The sequence below is a fragment of the Soehngenia sp. genome (assembly GCF_055108775.1).
The window spans coordinates 1-18,634 of the sequence record NZ_JBSQIL010000010.1 but is presented as its reverse complement, the minus strand read 5'-3'; the positions used below and the strand labels follow the sequence as shown (position 1 = coordinate 18,634).

General features: G+C 28.3%; 16 protein-coding genes. 4 read left to right on the top strand and 12 right to left on the bottom strand.

The window, feature by feature from the left end:
* Window positions 1-48: 48 nt before the first annotated feature.
* The 3 genes from ACTB1H_RS02655 to ACTB1H_RS02645 all read right to left on the bottom strand — a co-directional run bounded on the left by ACTB1H_RS02655 (window position 49) and on the right by ACTB1H_RS02645 (window position 3,190).
* Window positions 49-1,440, bottom strand: coding sequence for a GH39 family glycosyl hydrolase (locus ACTB1H_RS02655; protein WP_463261280.1), 1,392 nt, complete (start codon window positions 1,438-1,440; stop codon window positions 49-51).
* Entirely contained in the window at window positions 1,406-2,512 is a 1,107-nt protein-coding gene (locus ACTB1H_RS02650) for an AraC family transcriptional regulator (protein ID WP_463261298.1), read from the bottom strand. The genes ACTB1H_RS02655 and ACTB1H_RS02650 overlap by 35 nt, the downstream gene beginning before the upstream one ends.
* 63 nt (window positions 2,513-2,575) lie before the next feature.
* Window positions 2,576-3,190, bottom strand: coding sequence for a DedA family protein (locus tag ACTB1H_RS02645; protein WP_463261279.1), 615 nt, complete (start codon window positions 3,188-3,190; stop codon window positions 2,576-2,578).
* A gap of 164 nt (window positions 3,191-3,354) precedes the next feature.
* On the opposite strand from ACTB1H_RS02645, the gene ACTB1H_RS02640 reads away from it, so the two are divergent.
* A complete protein-coding gene (locus tag ACTB1H_RS02640; protein ID WP_463261278.1) occupies window positions 3,355-3,705 on the top strand; it encodes a DUF2200 domain-containing protein in 351 nt (116 codons plus the stop codon).
* Window positions 3,706-3,997: 292 nt separating this feature from the next.
* Here the strand turns inward: ACTB1H_RS02640 and ACTB1H_RS02635 are convergent, their stop codons facing one another.
* The 9 genes from ACTB1H_RS02635 to dnaX form a co-directional block, all read right to left on the bottom strand.
* Window positions 3,998-5,437, bottom strand: coding sequence for a radical SAM protein (locus tag ACTB1H_RS02635; protein ID WP_463261277.1), 1,440 nt, complete (start codon window positions 5,435-5,437; stop codon window positions 3,998-4,000).
* An 18-nt stretch (window positions 5,438-5,455) separates the two neighbouring features.
* Window positions 5,456-6,214 (bottom strand): DUF6339 family protein, encoded by a 759-nt coding sequence (locus tag ACTB1H_RS02630; RefSeq protein ID WP_463261276.1) that lies wholly within the window; start codon window positions 6,212-6,214, stop codon window positions 5,456-5,458.
* A complete protein-coding gene (locus ACTB1H_RS02625) occupies window positions 6,211-7,068 on the bottom strand; it encodes a hypothetical protein (RefSeq protein ID WP_463261275.1) in 858 nt (285 codons plus the stop codon). Before ACTB1H_RS02625 ends, ACTB1H_RS02630 begins: the two co-directional genes overlap by 4 nt.
* Entirely contained in the window at window positions 7,052-9,055 is a 2,004-nt protein-coding gene (locus ACTB1H_RS02620; RefSeq protein ID WP_463261274.1) for a hypothetical protein, read from the bottom strand. The genes ACTB1H_RS02625 and ACTB1H_RS02620 overlap by 17 nt, the downstream gene beginning before the upstream one ends.
* A gap of 31 nt (window positions 9,056-9,086) precedes the next feature.
* Window positions 9,087-12,266 carry a DEAD/DEAH box helicase gene (locus tag ACTB1H_RS02615; protein ID WP_463261273.1) on the bottom strand — a complete coding sequence of 1,060 codons (3,180 nt, stop codon included), beginning with the start codon at window positions 12,264-12,266 and terminating at the stop codon, window positions 9,087-9,089.
* Window positions 12,267-12,425: 159 nt separating this feature from the next.
* Window positions 12,426-12,917 carry a DNA-deoxyinosine glycosylase gene (locus ACTB1H_RS02610; protein ID WP_463261272.1) on the bottom strand — a complete coding sequence of 164 codons (492 nt, stop codon included), beginning with the start codon at window positions 12,915-12,917 and terminating at the stop codon, window positions 12,426-12,428.
* A gap of 57 nt (window positions 12,918-12,974) precedes the next feature.
* On the bottom strand, window positions 12,975-13,574 hold the full coding sequence (gene recR, locus ACTB1H_RS02605) for a recombination mediator RecR (protein WP_463261271.1): 600 nt from the start codon (window positions 13,572-13,574) through the stop codon (window positions 12,975-12,977).
* A 13-nt stretch (window positions 13,575-13,587) separates the two neighbouring features.
* Window positions 13,588-13,926 (bottom strand): YbaB/EbfC family nucleoid-associated protein, encoded by a 339-nt coding sequence (locus ACTB1H_RS02600; RefSeq protein ID WP_463261270.1) that lies wholly within the window; start codon window positions 13,924-13,926, stop codon window positions 13,588-13,590.
* Window positions 13,927-13,928: 2 nt separating this feature from the next.
* Entirely contained in the window at window positions 13,929-15,530 is a 1,602-nt protein-coding gene (gene dnaX, locus ACTB1H_RS02595) for a DNA polymerase III subunit gamma/tau (protein WP_463261269.1), read from the bottom strand.
* Between the two features lie 158 nt (window positions 15,531-15,688).
* Between dnaX and csx2 the strand changes: the two genes are divergently transcribed.
* The 3 genes from csx2 to ACTB1H_RS02580 form a co-directional block, all read left to right on the top strand.
* On the top strand, window positions 15,689-16,918 hold the full coding sequence (gene csx2, locus ACTB1H_RS02590) for a TIGR02221 family CRISPR-associated protein (protein ID WP_463261268.1): 1,230 nt from the start codon (window positions 15,689-15,691) through the stop codon (window positions 16,916-16,918).
* On the top strand, window positions 16,911-17,297 hold the full coding sequence (gene csx20, locus ACTB1H_RS02585; RefSeq protein ID WP_463261267.1) for a CRISPR-associated protein Csx20: 387 nt from the start codon (window positions 16,911-16,913) through the stop codon (window positions 17,295-17,297). The genes csx2 and csx20 overlap by 8 nt, the downstream gene beginning before the upstream one ends.
* 10 nt (window positions 17,298-17,307) lie before the next feature.
* Window positions 17,308-18,634, top strand: a 1,327-nt coding sequence (locus ACTB1H_RS02580) for a hypothetical protein (protein ID WP_463261266.1), incomplete at its 3' end; no start/stop codon positions are given.

The window sequence follows — 18,634 nt, the reverse complement described above, 5'->3', positions numbered from 1 at the left end:
TTTTGTGACTAAATTAAAAGCTATATAAATGATATCAAGTGCATCATATCATCTATATAGCTTAGTGAGTTTTATCAATCTGATTTCATGAGGATCAAGAATAAAATTGTTTCTATAGGCATTTTTTATTTCAATTTCTTCAAATGTTATTTTAGGAATTGATCTTGATTTAAGATATTGTACCTGAAAATCATCAGGATACTCAGGATAACCCATTTCTACCCATGCGTCAAAACTCGACCCATTTTTTCTATTTACTATATATTGTTCAACTTTATATCTCCCATTGATTCCTTTCAATTCTATTTCGACTGCTAAATTTATATCCTCAAAAATATTATATCTTTCTATTTCATTAATTTTTGAAAAGTCTAAGTTCTCATACATCTGATCATAGTGTATATAGTTGTGAAAAAGCAAATAAATATTTTCTGCATCTTTAAGAACTATATAATTTTCATTTTTATCTATAACTTTGCCCTTTAACTCATGCATAAGTATATATGCATTATATGATGCCTTAGGTATCCCGTTGTAAGTGATTAAACCAAATCCGCCTTGGAATAAAGCCTTTTTTATAGAAAGCTCATTGTTTAAATCTGTAAGTGTCCAGTATCCAATGCCGTCAACCTTATGAAAATTATCTATGTAATTTTTGACAAGGAAACTAGACATAAAAACAGTATCATGTAATAAATCATTGGGTAATGTAGAACTGTTAAATTCAGTTATCCAATACTCATTTTTGGTAAAACCCTTCAAAGCATTAACCCTATTAAGTGTATAATCGATATAATCATTTATATTATTGCTATCTCCAAGTTTGGCTTTATACCTTGCAGAATCCGATCCATTGATTTCTATTTCTTTTTTTAAAGATTTAAAATCTTGAATTTCTTCAACCAAGTCAATTGAATATACATGAAAGGAATAAAAATCCAAAATAATATCTCTGCTTTTCAAATAGTTATAAAAATCATCAACCCAATCTGTAAACAATAGGAAACTGATATTTCCTACTCCACCAACTTTTAGATCTTTAGATATGTTTTTTATAGTTTGAAATGTATTTTCAAAAAATCTGAAAAATTCCTCTCTACTACCATCCCAAAATACACCTTCAATCTCTGGTTCATTCCATACTTCAAAATACCAACCTTTAACTTCATTAATACCATATCTATCAATTAGATGTCTTATGAATTTATCTATAAGGTTGTTCAATTTACTTATATCATAAGGATTTTTCACAGAGTCGTTCCAAAGGAAAATTCCATTTTGCTCCTTAGAAATCTTTTTCGGAATAAAAGTCAATTCAATAAATTGTTTTATCTTGTTTTCCATCAATAAATCAAATGAAATATCGATTTCCTGAAAATTAACATAACTTTCTCCTTTGGTATTTTCACCATATATACCTAAAATCAGAAAAAACACCATGAAATCTTAAGAATTTAAACCCTATTTCCTTTTGCGCTTTAGCAATATTATCAAATATGTCTTTTCTTAGCCCTTCCAGAGAATAACCTATAGTAATAAGGCTTTCCCAAGGCTTTTTAAAATCTTGGATTTGAGCTTTTTTATCATCTACATTTAAAGAAATCTTTATTTCTTTAGTTTTTATATTTGAGCTTAAAAATATAGGCTTAGAATAATCTAGATATAAAAAGAGTTCAGAGAGAAGTTCTTCAGTATTTATAGAAAAATAATTTTTATAGTCAAAATTATCTATTTCAACTTTATTTTCATTTCTAAATTCATTAGGTGTAGTCCCTATGATTTCTTTAAAAGATCTATAATAGCTCTTGGCATCAGGAAACCCATTTTTCAACGCAAGATCTACTATTTTTAGTTCAGTATATTTTAAATCATTGATCGAACGTGATACTCTTAAATTCTCAATAAATTTTTTAATTGGGATGCCAGTATTTTTTTTAAAATACTTTGATAAATATTGACTGTTCAAATAAAAGTTATCAGCTATTGATTGTGTGTTTAAATTTGGATTATCTATATTATCTTTTATATATTCAATTATTTTCATTATCCTTTCAGAATCTTTTTTCATATCGAATGAGTTTTTATCCATTTTTTGTGAAAAATTATCAATTAGAATGAGCATTAATTCAGTAAATAATAGTTCTATTCTTAATTCATAATATTCTTCACGTTTAAGTGTCTGATCCATAATACTTGCTAAAATGCTTTTTATTTTTTCTATAAAAGCTTTATTTGCTTCACTTTCTTTAATTTTAAATGTCAGATTATTAATTCCTCTATGTTTATCTTCAAAATAATTGAGATCAAATTGAAAAACAAGCAATCGACATTTGTCATCACCAAAAGATTTTAGAAGGTGAATTTCTCTGCTATTTATAACAAAGATGTCCCCTTGACTTAATTCCGTTATATCATTATCTATATTTATACAGTATTTACCTTTCAATATAAATATTATTTCTGCCTCATCATGCCAATGAAATGGAAATTGCTCAAGTTCTTGAGTAAATATTTTTATTGGTATTTTTTCATCTTTATTTACTCCTAAATTTTTTTGAGTACATACCCATTTAATTTAATAAGCAGAATTTTTCTTCTTTATTACCCTGTATGTTAAAAATACTATTATTATAGCTATTGTTCCTAGAACTAAATATTGATATCCAGTATAGTATTTTAAAGCATTTTCCCATGCTTCTCCAAACAATGCTCCCAAATTTACTAAAATAGTGTTCCATACAAGACTTCCAATTAAAGTTAATATAAGAAATTTAATTAAATTCATCCTTGCAAAACCAGCAGGTATAGAAATTATGCTTCTTACTATTGGTATACATCTGCATATTAAGACCGCTTTTTCTTCATATTTAGTAAACCATTCTTGAGCTTTATCAATTGATTCCGGTTTTAGACGAAGCTTTCTACCAACCTTGGTATTTAGAATACTTATAAGGCTTTCTCTCGTAAAAGCTCTTCCCACTAAATAAAGTGTTATAGCCCCAACCATTGAACCCAAAGTAGCATAAACTATAGTTCCAAATACATTCATATTTGTGGTGACAGTTAATGCTCCACCTGAAAGTAAAACTACTTCCGAAGGTATAGGAGGGAAGATATTTTCAATGTATATCAACAAAAATACAGCTATATATCCATAATTATTGACAAATTCAATGATTACCTCTTGCATAAAAACACTCCAATACTTTAGTCACTTAATCTACTTAAATTGAAAGTTAATTATATAATTAAAATTTTTTATTGATCAAAAGCTTAACTTTAGCTGATTTTAAATAATTATATCATAATATGGGTAATAATTAAATTGACTAGAATTAAAAGGAGCGATAATAGATGGAAAACCACAAAATATATAATATGCCTTTTTCTCAAGTTTACGATCTCTATATAAAAAAAGTTGAAAGAAAAGGGAAAAATATAGAAGATATCGATAAAATAATCATGTGGCTTACGGGATATAACAAAGATGAACTAAATAAAGCACTAGAAAATAATGTAACATTTGAAGAATTCTTTGGAAATGCTAAAGAACTCAATCAAAATAGAGAAAAAATAAAGGGTACTATTTGCGGCATAAAGATACAAGAAATGAGCCCTTCCTTGATGAAAGAGATTAGATACCTAGATAAATTGATTGATGAATTAGCAAATGGCAAAGCTATGGAGAAAATATTGAGAAGTTAAGTGATTTCTATATTATCTATTGTTTTTTTATAAACTTTACTCGATTTAAAATTTTTTAAGCCCTTAATTTTAAATCTGGCACTTACCCCCTATTATTTAGAATCCTATTAGATTAATTTAGTTAGTTTTTTATTTAATTTTATAAAAAAGTATAAAAGTATTATATTAAATATATTTTTTAGAAAACCTTAAATCTATTTTTATGGGAATATATTATTTTAGATGATTTGACTTATTAAAATATGCTAATCAAAAATTTCTAAGTAGTTAAATTTATACATCTTAATCTTTTTTAGTTGCTTTTTCCCTTTTTCAAATAATGACTTAACAGTTTCCTTTCCTCTCTGCTGAATAAATTCATCTCTATGTTTTTAAAATTATTGCTTTCGATTATTTTAGTAACCTCTGTGTTGTCCTTTATATTATTGTATGCTTCTATCCACTCATTCACGTATCCTAAATCTTTATATTTAGAGCGATAAATAATATAGTTTTCTGGCATTAACAACAATTGATTGAATTCCTCAACATTTTTCCCATAAGCTTTTTCAAAAAAAGATCTCTTAGGCCCAACTACTCCATGAGTTGCAGCTAGTATACATTGAATAGCCCTTATTTTTTTAGGTGACCAAAACTTTCCTACATATTTCCTATCTTTTGAATGGTATCCAGAAGTAGGTGAATATCTCATTGGAAAAGAAAATATTTTGGTTCCTTTTTCATTAGGTGATTTTTCAAACTCTTCATTTAAGTTAATATTTATTTCTATCCGTTTATATAAATCTTCAGGCTTATCATCAAAATTGAAAAGCAAGTAATTTGATAGATTTTTTATTCCATATTTTGCTGCTATTTTAACTGCTTTAATATAAATTTTTACATACTCATCATTAGCATGATCGAATGCTATGCGTAATGGTTTAATTGCAACCTTGCTCAACAATTTCATGTTTTTTTCATTGATTAATCTAGCATCGACTCCTTGATTGAAATCTACATATTTCCTTTTTTTATATACTTTGCCATTTTTTTCATAATAATAGTAGCTATCATTCTGAACATATCCCAAATCAATAATTTCATTAATAATATCTTCAAATCGATTAGAGGCTAAAACATTATTATCTAATAATAGTAAGTCTTTTTTTTCTCCATATAATTCCTTTATTCTATTTACTTGTCCTTTAATTGAAATATAGTCTTTATATTCTGGTTCTATTAAAGGCACAACACAAAATTTACAATTATTTACACAGCCTCTAGTTGAATAAGCAATATAAGAATCACTAACTGGATATTTGTAACTTTGAGTATCACTGTATTCTATAATACTGTAGTCAGGAATAAGTGTATCAATAATAATATTATCATTATTGTTTAAGATATTTGGTTTGTCAATTAAACCTTTTATTATTTGAATATTTTCCAGACCTTTTACTTGCAATATTTCTTCCTGAAGAAGAGTTGCCATTACTCCACCAACATATATTTGTTCTTTATTATGAGTACTTTCCAAATAGTATTTTATCGTATCTATTGTTTTATCCCAATAAAATGTGAATAATGTTGATATATATATTCTATCCCATTTTTTATCTCTAAATATTGGATTTTTACCTTTGTAGAAATATACTTCATCCCCTAACATTTTATGATAAGTTGATATTTTCATCAATCCTATAGGTGGATATTTATTCTTGTAGTCCGGTTCAATCAAAAGTATGTTGCTCATTTTAACTCCTTTCATTGGCTAATCATTATTTTTGTTTTCATTTAATAATAACTCTTTTACCTTTCGTAATATTTTGATCTTCAATTCATCTATTTCAAAATAATCTAATAGATATATTCCACTAATTAAATTCAAGTATTTTGCAGTTTCATCAAATATGTGCGTAGATACTTTATCACCATTATTTTGCATTTCTAGCATGGCTTCAATAAATGCTGTTACGATATTTTTATTATTAGAATAGTTATATTGAAATAATATCAAATTATTATGGTAATAGTTTGTGCCAAAAAAATCTGTTAGTTCATATGGATTTTCTCGATTTTCGTCATAAGTATTTCTGCCAGTCCACCATAATTTAGCTATTGGATGTACAAGTAATGATTTTCTTTTCCCATAGTTAAAGAAAAATTTATTTTTCACTTCAGATTCTGTAAATGTCTTTCCATTATGTCTATTCCTTTCTATCATATATTCCCAAAATTCACTGTGAGCTAGTCCTACCCATAATCTCTCATCACAAGCTTGCTCCTCAGTTAGAAATTTAAGATTCTCATAGATATTCTTTATATTTTCCAGATCAGCGCTTGCTTGATTGTTCTGGTCTATTTTAAGTGTAATTCTATTAACTTCATATCTAAATTCCTGGAAGGGATTTGTGCCATCAAAAAAATTATAAATCCAATCATTTGATGAACTATTGTAATATTTTAAATTTGTTTTGATGTTTAAGCGTAGGGTTTCAAGTGCTTCATCTGTTAAATAATACAACTTCATTCTTCATCCTCCCCTATACTTACAAGAGATTTAAGCGCTCTATTAATTGGAAAATCTAGTAATTTTTGGGCCAATACCTCTGTCCCATATTTTTCAATGTATTCCAATATTTCATAATCGCTTTTGTTAATAATATAGGTAATTACATTAAACCATTTCATGTCCTCGTATTCTTGGATGTTTGAGGTTCGTATTTTTTCTAAAACTTGCAATAGTGCTGGATATATAATCATAGCATGCATTGAAGGTAATAAATCAATTCTTTTTGATAATATATTATAATTCTTAAAATCTTCATTGTTCAATATAATCTTTATTTTGTCATTGTCCGTATCGATTTTAATCGCTGATCTTTCGCTAGAATCATCTCGTACAATTAAAAATATAGAATCATTTTGAGATAGCTTTTCTAAATTTTTATTAATTATTAGCTTATATTGATTTCCTAGAGCAATTATATTTCCCCTAAATAATTTAAATTTTGAGTCTTCAAAGTCAGTATGAAAATTAATATTAGTATAATCATCTATATCATCTTTAGCAACTATATAGCTCGATACCTTAACTGAGCCATTTAATTTTTTACTATCAATAGCAAATTCTATTTCTAAAGAACGTGTTTTTATTATGTATCTAAAAAAAAGTTGAGGACATTCTATTTGATAAACAATTTCAGCTTTTTCTTTATTAATTAAATTAGTTATAGTCTCATCATTCAATTCAGAATTAAATTCAAAAATAAAAGAATTTATATCCTCTTTAATTTTTATTTCTGTTTTAAAATAAGAGTTAATGTAATCATCTGAATATTCTCTCAATATTGGGTATGGGAAATGTCTATTCTTCGTATTCATAAAATTTCAACTCCAATGCACATAATTCTTTAAAATCAATAGAAAATAAAACTTTAGTTTTTTCATTAGATAAAATATTGTCGATTAAAATTTTATTTTCTTGTACTTTTAGTTCAATATTATTGATTGTATCACTTTTGTTTAGTGAGAATGCATTTCTTATCTTATTTATCATTTTGCTTTCTTCGGATTTTTTTTCTATTTTATTTCCCTCACAAATCTTTTTGGCTTTTAAAACTTCTACTTTATTTGTATTATCTTCAGAAGCAATGAAGACTTCGATATACCCTTTTTCTATATTTTTTGAAGGTTCAAATACAAGCATATATTCTTTTTTTTCAAAATCTCGCAAAAACAATTTTTCATGTGAATTTTTAATCATAATATGACTGATCGAATTCTTATTACCACTATTATTTTCAAATAATCTAAACACATCATCTTCTTTTTCATTTAAATTTATATTATCATCCGAAAAATAAGGATATAAATCACCTTCCTCTCCCACATCAGCTATTAACTCAATTTCCTTTTCTATATTGCTTTCACCATTTTCTAATCCTGTATCTACAATATTAGATTCCTTAATTTTAATTTGTGTTTTGTTAAAATCTATAAAATTTTCTCTTCTATTATTTATTATCAATTCATTCTCATTATTGGTAGATGATGAGATATTATCTGGTAAATAATCTCCTACTCCTTCTGCATCCATTTCATCAGAGAACACTGAACTTCCCATCTCAAGCACTTTATCTTTCATGAATTTATTTATTTCCTTTATTCTTTTCTTTGCAAGCCTACTATCTTCTGCTCTTTCATATTCCCAAGAATTATGTTCAGGTGGTTCTAATTGCCTGAAAAAATCATTTAAAGGTTCATCTATCAATCTTAGAATCCCTGCAAAGTAAACTGTTGAAGATATATTCCCTTTATCAAATAATTTCATTCCATTAGCGCGAGAAACTAAGACTTTTCTATGAAAATTAGGGCTTAATAAAACTTTAAAACTGAGTTTCCCTAAGTTATCTATATTATAAAAAAATTCTTTAGTTTGGTCAGATGTTAATACTTGATAATAATTATATGCATATTTAACAAATTCTTTTCTTTTTTCTATTAATTCTGGTAATTTGGTTTTTGAAATTTGAGTATTCCCTACTTCTAGTATAAGCTTGTTTTCATAAATAGAAACTAAATATTCATCTAACAAGGAATCAATTATATTTGTACACCAATTGTCTTCATATTCAAATCCTAATATATATATATCTGTTCCAGAAGTTTCTCGATTATAATTTTTGTCCAAGTTCGGTAGCTCTCTAAGCGGTTGAATTTCTATTTTTTGATTTTTTTCTTTTTCTGTTTTTAAGCCAAAATAACCAGTTCCAACTGTCATATCTCCATCTTTATCTATAAATGTAACTAACCTAGATACTCCTTGACAAGCAATTAATCCATCTTTATCATATGTACTATAAAAAACAGTTCTTAATTCCGAACTAGCAAACGGTGCAGATTTCCCAATCCCATAACTCCCTCCTGAATTGCCATTTTTATCTGATACCCCATTTGACTTAACTAGATTGCACCAAGCTGAACCATAAGGTTTGTCAGAGCCTGTTAGTCCAGTTGTATTAAAATCACTGACCCTTAAAACTGATATTTCTTTTTGATTCAAAACTTTCTGTGCTTTATTAAAGAATGCAACACCTTTATTGTCATTTATTTTTTTACAAAAATCAATGCTCCTATCTATTGCGTCTTTTAAATCCAATAGGCCATAAATTTCAGTTGTTGACAATTTTACTTCATGAAATTGTATAATGACAGGCTTATCTGTATCTAATATTGCATCTAATGAATTCTGGCACACTTCTCTAGCTAATGAAGTTAATTTAGACCCCTTGAACGTTTCTATCCCAGCTTCCCCTATTCCACAAATTGAACCATTATAATTTTTTGAAAATACCCAACCAGTTTCCATGTTAATTCCTCCCTTCTATTGTTATTTAATATCATTTAAAATATTCAGTTAAAACATCTTTTCCTAAAAAATAATTCTCTATAAATTCCCATCTGCTCTCATCTGTTTTTAAATCTATAAAAAAACGCGTTAATATTTTGATTGAATTTTCATGTCTTCTGGTGACTTCTTGTAATATCAAGTTTTTATATTCACTATTTTCAGATGCTAACCTTTTTATCTTTAACGGATCATTAATACGAATGAAAATTTCTGGACTCTCTCCCCCAATGATCTTATAATTACTTAATTCAAATATTTCAAGCAAATATAGTACTCTAAATAAATCAAAATCTCTTTTTTCTGTCTTTGGATAATAAATTGATACCGACTCTTCATTTGTTGTACTTAACTTTCTTAAAATATCGCTCCTTCCAATAATATCTCTTTTTACGTTTTGATAAGTACTATTTATAATTCTATATTTTCTTGTGCTGTTGTTAAATTCAATGGACTGCCTCACAACATCTAGGTTGTTTTTTAGTTGTGGAGATATAAGATCAATATATGAATGAGCTATGTTATATGACTTTTCTTTGTTTCCATATAAAGCTAGAATGTCTTTGTAAAATTCGTCGAGATTAAAATTTTTGTGATTTTCCTTGTATTTGTCTAGTATCCTATTGACTTTATCTATTTCATTATTTAACAATATTTGCAGTTCATTGCCTTTAATTCCTTTTAAGGTATTAATAGAAATTTTATATCTAGGAAATAGATTACTCTTGTATTTAAAATCTAGTTTATCATCTCTATTAAATAATAGATATTTAAATTTAGCAAAACTATATTGAGGATAATTTTCTTCCCAAAATCTTCTAATGTCAAACAAATATACATTTCCAAAATCTGATACTGTGCAGCTTCCCTCAATAACATTTTTTCTTCCAGCTCTAGCTAAAGTAAAATACTTGCCATACTTACTGTATAACAGTTCTTTTTCGACACTTTCTTCAATAACTACATAAACTTTAGTAAAAACGCTCCTAGGTCTTGAAATCATAACAGGAAATCTATACTGCAATTCTAAGTCCTTCTCTAACATCAAAAGAACAGTTTTTACTTTACGTTCTAATTCGTCATTACCCTTTTTACTATCACTAGAAAATATATGCGAAAAATCATTTGGTGTTACCAAGAAATTTTGTTCTTTTCTAATTTCATATATGTTGTATATTCTCTTTAATGTTGCTTTTGTTTGATATTGTTTTATTGAGCTCATCCCATGCAACATGTTTATAAAATAGAAATCTCTTGCCATGAAATCAATAGCAGCAGTCCCTTTTATATATGGTTTTCTCGCAGACCTGCCTATTTCTTGGACATAGTCGTTTAGATTTCCAGTAGGAGCCATGTGATAAACAACCTCAACATCATCAATGTCAATTCCCATTCCAAAAGCTTTAGTTGCAAACATTATATTTTTATTTCCCTCACCAAAATCTTTTTCAGATAAGCTTTTAATCGCTTTGTCTAAGCTCCCATTATATACTGTTATCTCATCTTTTATATCCTTCAAATATGTATGCTCAAATGCTATTTCTGTATCCTTTGCAAAAGGAAAATAAACAATAGTTTTCTTTTTTTCTCTAGAATATGTATTACACCTCTGTGCTAAATATTTGTATTTGGTATCATCGTATTCTTCTTTCCCCAGTTTTCTCATGTCTACATTGATGTCAAAACTAATATTTGATCTTTTTATATCTCCAAGATACTTTATAGTTGATTTCATATTTAGGCTCTCAATAGTTTCGTCATACATATCATCGTTGCCACCATAAACAGCAGTGGCAGTAAATGTTACTATTGGAAATACTTGCTTGAATTTTCTAACTTTAGATATATACTTACCTAAGTACCAATAATCGGGTCTGAAACCCTTCCCCCATGTGGTAACAATATGGGCTTCATCAACTATAAATAATCCTATTTCTCTATCTCCTATAAAATTCTCTACAGAATAAGACAATAACGTTTCTGGTGCTAAATATAATAAATCGATTTTTTTTGATTTTATATTATCAATGATTTCTTCTCTTTCAATAAAATTAAGTTCAGAATTTATATAAGCTACATTATCAATATAATTGTTCTTTAGCTTTTTCACTTGATCCTTCATAAGTGCTATCAAAGGAGATATTATTATAGTTAGTTTATCGTATTTATCTGCAAGATATAATGCTGCTATTTGAAAAATTACAGACTTTCCTGCACCTGTAGGTGCAGTTATAAAAACATCTTGATAGTTTTCTCCCCTTGCAGCTTTTTCAGCTTGTTGCACTATATTTTCAATTATCTCGCCCTGTGAAATCTCAATAGTTTCATTGCTTTCATCAGGATTTAAATAGAATTTAATCTTTTTAAACTCATCATACCCCCACAAATTATATAAATATTCATTAAAATCTTCCCTATATTCTATATTTTTTGTATCTGTTTCTATGTAATAAAATTTTACATAATCAAATTTAGCTATTAAAGCAGCAAAATGTATTTTTAAGTATTTTTCAAAATATATTTTATCATTGATTTTTATTCCAATTTCATTAGCTTTATTTTCTATTAATACTGTTACAAGCCGTAAGAAACTCTCAACGCTAGAATTTAACTCGAAAATATATTCAATATGTAATCCTATTTGCACTTCTATTTCATTCAAATTGAAGTCGTTATATTCATCAATTGTATCTACTATCCTAATGTTAGATAATTCTTTTTCAAGATTTTTGTAAGATATATAATAGTTGTTTTCAACTAATTTTATGTCTCCATAAAACCTCAAAATTTGGTCTATTTCTTCTGATTTACTATCTTCGTCATCAATATTTGTAAAGTAATGGTGTGTTTTTTCAATTTTGTCCATGAAAATTACATTGTTTACATATACTGGATAATACTCTGGAAATATAGTATTTCTAACTAATATTATTTCAACGTTAGATAATCTTAGTATTTCTTCACCAAGTTCATAAATCAATACAAACTCTTCATATGTAACATATCTTTCTCCAGTGAACTCAATTAACTTTCCGATAAGGTTCTTTTTGTAATTATCATCTAAATTTTCAATATCTAATTTGAATGATAATTGGCAATTAACAAGTGGTAATTTATCGATTTTTTCAAGATCTTCTGGTGCGAACCCTTTATATACGTATAGCTTTTTCATTACAAGATTTCCTCCTAAATTAATTTCAATTATAATATAAGCCACTTTGCAAAAATTATTATTTTGCGTTGTGGCTAAATATTGCTACACTAAAAATCAATTATAAGGCTAAATATTCTAAATAATATGTTTTTTATATATACCCAATTTTATTAATTTCTACAAAAATTTTAAAATAATCTCCCATTCTCTTTTTTTATTTTCATATTTCATCACATTGGCTGGGCTGGTTGAGGGTAGGGCTTTATAAACCATATTAGTTGGTATATTTGCTTTACCTTTTACTTTTTTTAAAAAGACTTCTTCTGCTTTTTTCCCATTAAAAAACACTGCTATTATCTTTGAATGTTCTTTAAAAAATGTTTCAAAATCATTAATTTCTTCATTTTTAATATTTGAATCACTACTTCCATCTCTTTCACAAATTCTTATAACATCCCAAAGTGCTATGTGATTGTCTATGAGTATAGTTTTTTTCTTTTCATATTCATCTACTAATGTTTCGTCAAATAATTCAAATATTATTTTCCAAAAAGCATTTTGCTTATTGCCATAATATTGATGCCTATTAAGCGATATCACACTTGGCATGCTTCCCAATATTAATATTTTGCTATCTTTAGATGCTATTGGTTCAAAAGATTCTATCATATTATCTCCTCTTAAATTTAAATAAAAACATGGTTAAAGTAATTCTAACCATGTATGTTACATCTCTGTTCTATTGTACATTGCTTTTGCTAATGTAACTTCGTCAAAGTATTCTAAATCCCCACCTACTGGTATGCCATGAGCTATTCTAGTAACTTTGACTCCCAAAGGCTTAATGAGCTTTGAAATATAAAGTGCAGTAGCTTCTCCTTCTACTGTGGGATTTGTTGCAAGTATTATTTCTTTTATTTCATCTTCTTTAAGTCGATCCAACAATCCTTTTATATTTAGATCAGAAGGCCCAATATTATCCATAGGTGAAATTGTCCCATGAAGCACATGATAAAGCCCTTTGTACTCTTTGGTTCTCTCCATGGCCACTACATCTCTCGGTCCTTCTACTACACATATAGTTTTTCTATCTCTTGAACTATCTTTGCAAATAGTGCATATATCTGAATCCGTAAAATTTCCACATACACTGCAGAACTTAATTTTATCTTTAGCTTCGATTATTGCCTGAGAAAGCCTTAAGGCATCATCTCTATCCATTTCTAGCACAAAAAAAGCTAACCTCTGAGCAGATTTTCTGCCTATTCCCGGAAGTTTTGAAAACTGCTCAATTAAGTTTGCTATAGGCAATGCATAATAATCCATCTAAATCTCTCCTTTAGAATAGCCCTGGTATGTTCATGCCCCCTGTTACGCTTTGCATCTCTTTTGCTGCAAATTCTTCAGCCTTTCTTAAAGCTTCATTTACTGCAGCTACTATTAAGTCTTGTAACATTTCTACATCTTCAGGGTCTACTACATCTTTGTCAATATCTATACTTAAAACTTCTTTTTTCCCATTTACCACAACCTTTATCGCTCCACCGCCTGCAGTAGCCTCAATTTCTTCTGCATCGATTTTAGCTTGAATTTCTTCCATTTTCTTTTGCATCTTCTGCATTTGCTTCATCATATTATTCATATTTCCACCCATTCCTGGATATCCGCCTTTTGCCATTGTTATTCCTCCTCTATAATTTCTACTAAATCTTCACCAAAGAAGTCTATTACTTCTTTTATTTTTTCTTCCTTTGTCTTCTCTTTTTTTTCTATTTCATTATCTTTGGTCATTTCTTCTAATTGGTCTGACATGGTAAATACCAATTCTATCGGAGTGCTAAAATATTCTGTAAGTGTCTGTTCTAAAAATTCTTTGTTTTGAGGTGCATTTACCGCATTTTTATGAAATTCAAACCCTTCTTTATATGTTATGATTATCCTATTGGCATCTACTCTTTGTACTTCTCCCTCCATGATTAAAGCGTATATGCTGATTTTTTTGGACTTGATAATCTGCATGATCTTAGGCCATTGTGTTTTTACATATTTTAAGCTAAATTTCTCTTCGTCTGTGTTCTGTGGAACATTAGGCTCTTTTTTTGACCCCTCTACTTTTGTCGAGAGTTTTTCTTTTGGCTCTTCTTTTATGCCTTCTTTAATATCTTTCTCTTTTTTTGTAGATTTTTTATCTTCTGAGATTGTTACATCGCTCTCAATCATTTTAACTATTGCAAGCTCTAAGACGATACGAGGTTGTAATGCCCATTTTACATTTGAATCTGTGTCTCTAAGTATTTCTAAACATCTAAGTATTTCATCAAGTTGAAATTTCTTGCTTTGAGTGACATATTTATCAACATCTTCAGTAAAAATAAGCTCTTCAGGATTTTTAGACACCTTTGAAATCATCAAGTTTCTAAAGTGATATGTCAAGTCTTTTACGAATTGTTGAATGTCTTTTCCTTCCAAAATCACTCTCTCTAATATTTCAAGAGATTTGCCTAAATCCTTTTCATTTATAGCATCAACTAATTCAAAAATCAAGTCACTGCTTGTTATTCCTAAAATATTGATGCAATCCTCATAAGTTATGTTCTTATTGTCATATGCAATAAGTTGATCCAAAAGACTTAGAGCATCTCTCATAGCTCCATCAGAATTTCTAGCAACTAACTCTAGTGCTCTTCTTTCAACCTTTATCTCCATAATATCAAGTATGGTTTGCATATTTGTTATAATATCGTTATTTGTTATCCTCTTAAAATCAAATCTTTGACATCTCGATAAAATAGTTTGTGGTAATCTTTCAGGTTCAGTTGTTGCAAGTATAAATATCAAGTGTTTAGGTGGTTCTTCTAAAGTCTTTAATAAAGCATTGAAAGCTTCATTTGTTAGCATGTGAACTTCATCTATAATATAGACTTTGTACTTTGCAACTGATGGTGGATAGATTATCTTCTCTTTTAATTCCCTTATGTCCTCTATTTTTCTGTTGCTCGCAGCATCCATTTCAATTACATCCATTAGACTTTCATCTAGTATTCCCTTGCATACACTGCATTCATTGCATGGATTTCCATCTATTGGATTTAAACAATTCACAGCTCTTGAGAGAACTTTAGCAGCTGTAGTCTTACCTGTCCCTCTAGTCCCCGAAAAAAGGTATGCATGCCCAATGTTGCCACTTTTTACTTGGTTTTTCAATATTCTTGTTACATGATCTTGGCCTAAAATATCATCAAAAGTCTTAGGTCTATATTTTCTATATAGGGCTTGATACATAGCTATCATCCTTACTGTTTAATATTTATAATTATATCAAAATTATCAATGTTTAACAAACTATGATTAATAAATTGAATATTTCTTTATTATGTATTGAATGTTTTGAATTTTTTGTATAATATTAAGTTAAATACAATTATTTGGGAGGTATTATAATGAAAAAAGTCATTACTTTTTTAGGAACAAGTAGTTACGAGCCTATGATCTATGAACTTGAAAATGAACAAGGTGAAAAGTTTGAAATTGAAACCAAATATGTTCAATTTGCTCTGACTAAAATCATAGATGATGCTAAATTTTATGTAGCTTTAACTCAAGAAGCCTATAAAAAACATTGGATAGGATCAGATGGATACGGTTTAAAGAAAATATATGACGAAAACGATGTTGACTATGAAGAAATGAATATAAAAGATGGAGTTAGCGAATCAGAGATATGGGAAAATTTCAATATATTGTATGATGCACTTGAAGAAAATGACGAAGTATATGTAGATGTAACTCATTCTTTCAGGTCAATTCCAATTATGATGATGTCTGTGTTAAATTATGCCAAGTTTACTAAAAATATAAAACTAGAAAAAATATATTATGGTGCTTATGAAGCTAAAATAGATGATAAGTATGAACCTGTCTTTGATCTTTCCCTTTTTAATAAAATCACCGATTGGTCGATTGCTGCAGATAAGTTTTTAAAAACTGGTTATAGTGAAGATTTGTCAAATCTAATCCACGAAGCAATTACTCCAATATTAAATCAAAATGAAGATACATCAGCGGAAGCAAAAAACTTAGATAAATTACAAAAGAAACTTATCAAATTTTCTGACTCTCTTTATACCGTTAGAGGAAATGAGCTGCCAAAATTAGTTTTAAAAATAAAAGATATCCTTTTAGATTTAGAAACTATAACTATTGATGAATTAAAGCCTTTTGAAAAAATACTGAGTAAAGTAAAAGACATCTTTGAACCTTATTCTGGCGATATTGTGCTTGATACACATTACACAGTAAAATTGTGTGCTAAATTTAACTTAATTCAACAAGCATACACTTTACTAAGAGAAAATATAGTAAATTATGTGGCAGCTTCTCTTAATATGGATCTATTAAACCTCGATAACAGAACTATGATAGAAAACAGTTTAAATGACAAATCTGCCAGAAATTTAAATTCTCAGATTGAAAATATAGTGGATTATGACTTAAGAGGTCTATACAGAAATTTAAGAGAATTTCGAAATGCTCTAGCTCATGCAGGTTTTAATGATAATAGCCCCAAAGAAAATAAGATTTATGATAATCTAGAAGAATTTATAAAGGAATACGAAGAGCAAGTTTTGACAAAATATGTAGCGAACAAGGAGCTAGAAACATATGAGTAAAAAAATGCTTCTAATTTTTTCACATAAGCTCACTCAAGCACAAATAGAAGATGCTAAATCTACTCTTGGCGTGGATGAATTCTTAGAACTGCCACAAAACCTCAAAAACATATGGGGCTCTATAGACCCATATGTAGATGATTTGTCAGATGTGCTAAATGATTTTAAAGATTGGATAAAAGATAACAGCACCACTCAAGATTACATACTCATTCAAGGTGATTTTGGAGCATGCTATCATTTAGTTAATTTCGCTAAAAATATTGGATTAATTCCAATATACTCTACTACCCACAGAGTCACAGAAGAGCGAATCAGTGATAGTGGAGAGGTAATAACTGAACATAAATTTTCTCATATAAAATATAGAAAATACTAGGAGGTCGCTTATGAAAGCTCTTGTTTTATGGGAAGTATCTAAGAAGCAGCAATATATTTTTTCAAGCAACAAACTTAAAGAAAACAAAGGTGCTTCTTACATTATTAAATATATAACGGAAAATTTGCCGTCAGAAATTGATAGAAAGTATGAAAATAAAGAAATTTACAGTGGCGGCGGAAGTAGCATATACGATTTTGATACCTTAGAAGAAGCCAAAGAGTTTATTCAAAGATTAAGTAAAAAAGTTATCTCAACATATCCTGGTGTTGAACTATTCATGGTAATACAAGAGTATGATGATAATCAATTCATAGCCGACACAATCGACGAGGCATATACAAAACTTGCCCTAAAAAAGAATAAAAGAGAAAACTCATCAGACCAATTGTCTTTTGGATTTGAAAGAATATGCGAATCGACAGGACTCCCCGCAGGAAAAATAATAACTGATCCCGATGGAGAAAAACGGTTCGTAAGCTATGAAATAATGGTTAAAAACGAAAATTCCAAAAAATCCAATAAAGATTTTGAAAAACTTTTAGCCGGTTATGAAACGGTAAGTGAATTTAGAGAATTAATTGATTCTGATAAAAGCTATATTGCTCTAGTTCATATAGATGGAAATCAAATGGGCAAAAAGCTAAACACCTTAAAAGACAATTTTGTAAAAAGTGAAGATATAAAGGAAACAAACAAAAGATATCTAAATGAACTAAAAACATTTAGCGATGATATAAAAAAGGCATATCAAGAATCATTTATAAAAATGGTGGAAGTGATAAAAGAAAATATTAGTGAATCAGATCTTGAAACTCATGGGTTGCCAGTTATTCCTATAATAATATCTGGAGATGATGTAACTTATGTTACTAACGGAAAATTAGGTATAGAATCTGCAAGAGTTTTCCTCCAAGAATTGAATCAACACAAAATTAAAATTGGCGATACCTATTCAACTCTAAATGCTTGTGCTGGAGTTGCAATAATAAGAGTAAGTCATCAATTCTATAGAGCATATGAATTAGCCGAAAATCTATGCTCAAATGCTAAAAAAGTTCTCCTTAAAGAGCATTCTTCTAATATCGAAGAAAAGGATTATTCTTTGATAGATTGGCATATTGAGCAAGGTGATATTATTGGAAGTATAGATGAAATCAGGCAAAAAAATTATATAGCTCTTGATAACAAAAACCTAACCATGAGACCATTATATGTAAATAATGGTGATTCATGGAGAACTTATGATAACTTTCTATATGCTTTAAACAATATCTTACATCAAGAAATATATAACAAAACAGTCCCTAGAAACAAACTCAAAAAATTAAGAGAAT

Coding starts and splice junctions, on each gene's coding strand:
- ACTB1H_RS02600 (WP_463261270.1), bottom strand. CDS start 13,926: ATGGCAAAAGGCGGATATCCAGGAATGGGTGGAAATATGAATAATATG.
- ACTB1H_RS02645 (WP_463261279.1), bottom strand. CDS start 3,190: ATGCAAGAGGTAATCATTGAATTTGTCAATAATTATGGATATATAGCT.
- dnaX (WP_463261269.1), bottom strand. CDS start 15,530: ATGTATCAAGCCCTATATAGAAAATATAGACCTAAGACTTTTGATGAT.
- ACTB1H_RS02640 (WP_463261278.1), top strand. CDS start 3,355: ATGGAAAACCACAAAATATATAATATGCCTTTTTCTCAAGTTTACGAT.
- ACTB1H_RS02635 (WP_463261277.1), bottom strand. CDS start 5,437: ATGAGCAACATACTTTTGATTGAACCGGACTACAAGAATAAATATCCA.
- ACTB1H_RS02630 (WP_463261276.1), bottom strand. CDS start 6,214: ATGAAGTTGTATTATTTAACAGATGAAGCACTTGAAACCCTACGCTTA.
- recR (WP_463261271.1), bottom strand. CDS start 13,574: ATGGATTATTATGCATTGCCTATAGCAAACTTAATTGAGCAGTTTTCA.
- ACTB1H_RS02610 (WP_463261272.1), bottom strand. CDS start 12,917: ATGATAGAATCTTTTGAACCAATAGCATCTAAAGATAGCAAAATATTA.
- ACTB1H_RS02655 (WP_463261280.1), bottom strand. CDS start 1,440: ATGGTGTTTTTTCTGATTTTAGGTATATATGGTGAAAATACCAAAGGA.
- ACTB1H_RS02625 (WP_463261275.1), bottom strand. CDS start 7,068: ATGAATACGAAGAATAGACATTTCCCATACCCAATATTGAGAGAATAT.
- ACTB1H_RS02620 (WP_463261274.1), bottom strand. CDS start 9,055: ATGGAAACTGGTTGGGTATTTTCAAAAAATTATAATGGTTCAATTTGT.
- csx20 (WP_463261267.1), top strand. CDS start 16,911: ATGAGTAAAAAAATGCTTCTAATTTTTTCACATAAGCTCACTCAAGCA.
- csx2 (WP_463261268.1), top strand. CDS start 15,689: ATGAAAAAAGTCATTACTTTTTTAGGAACAAGTAGTTACGAGCCTATG.
- ACTB1H_RS02615 (WP_463261273.1), bottom strand. CDS start 12,266: ATGAAAAAGCTATACGTATATAAAGGGTTCGCACCAGAAGATCTTGAA.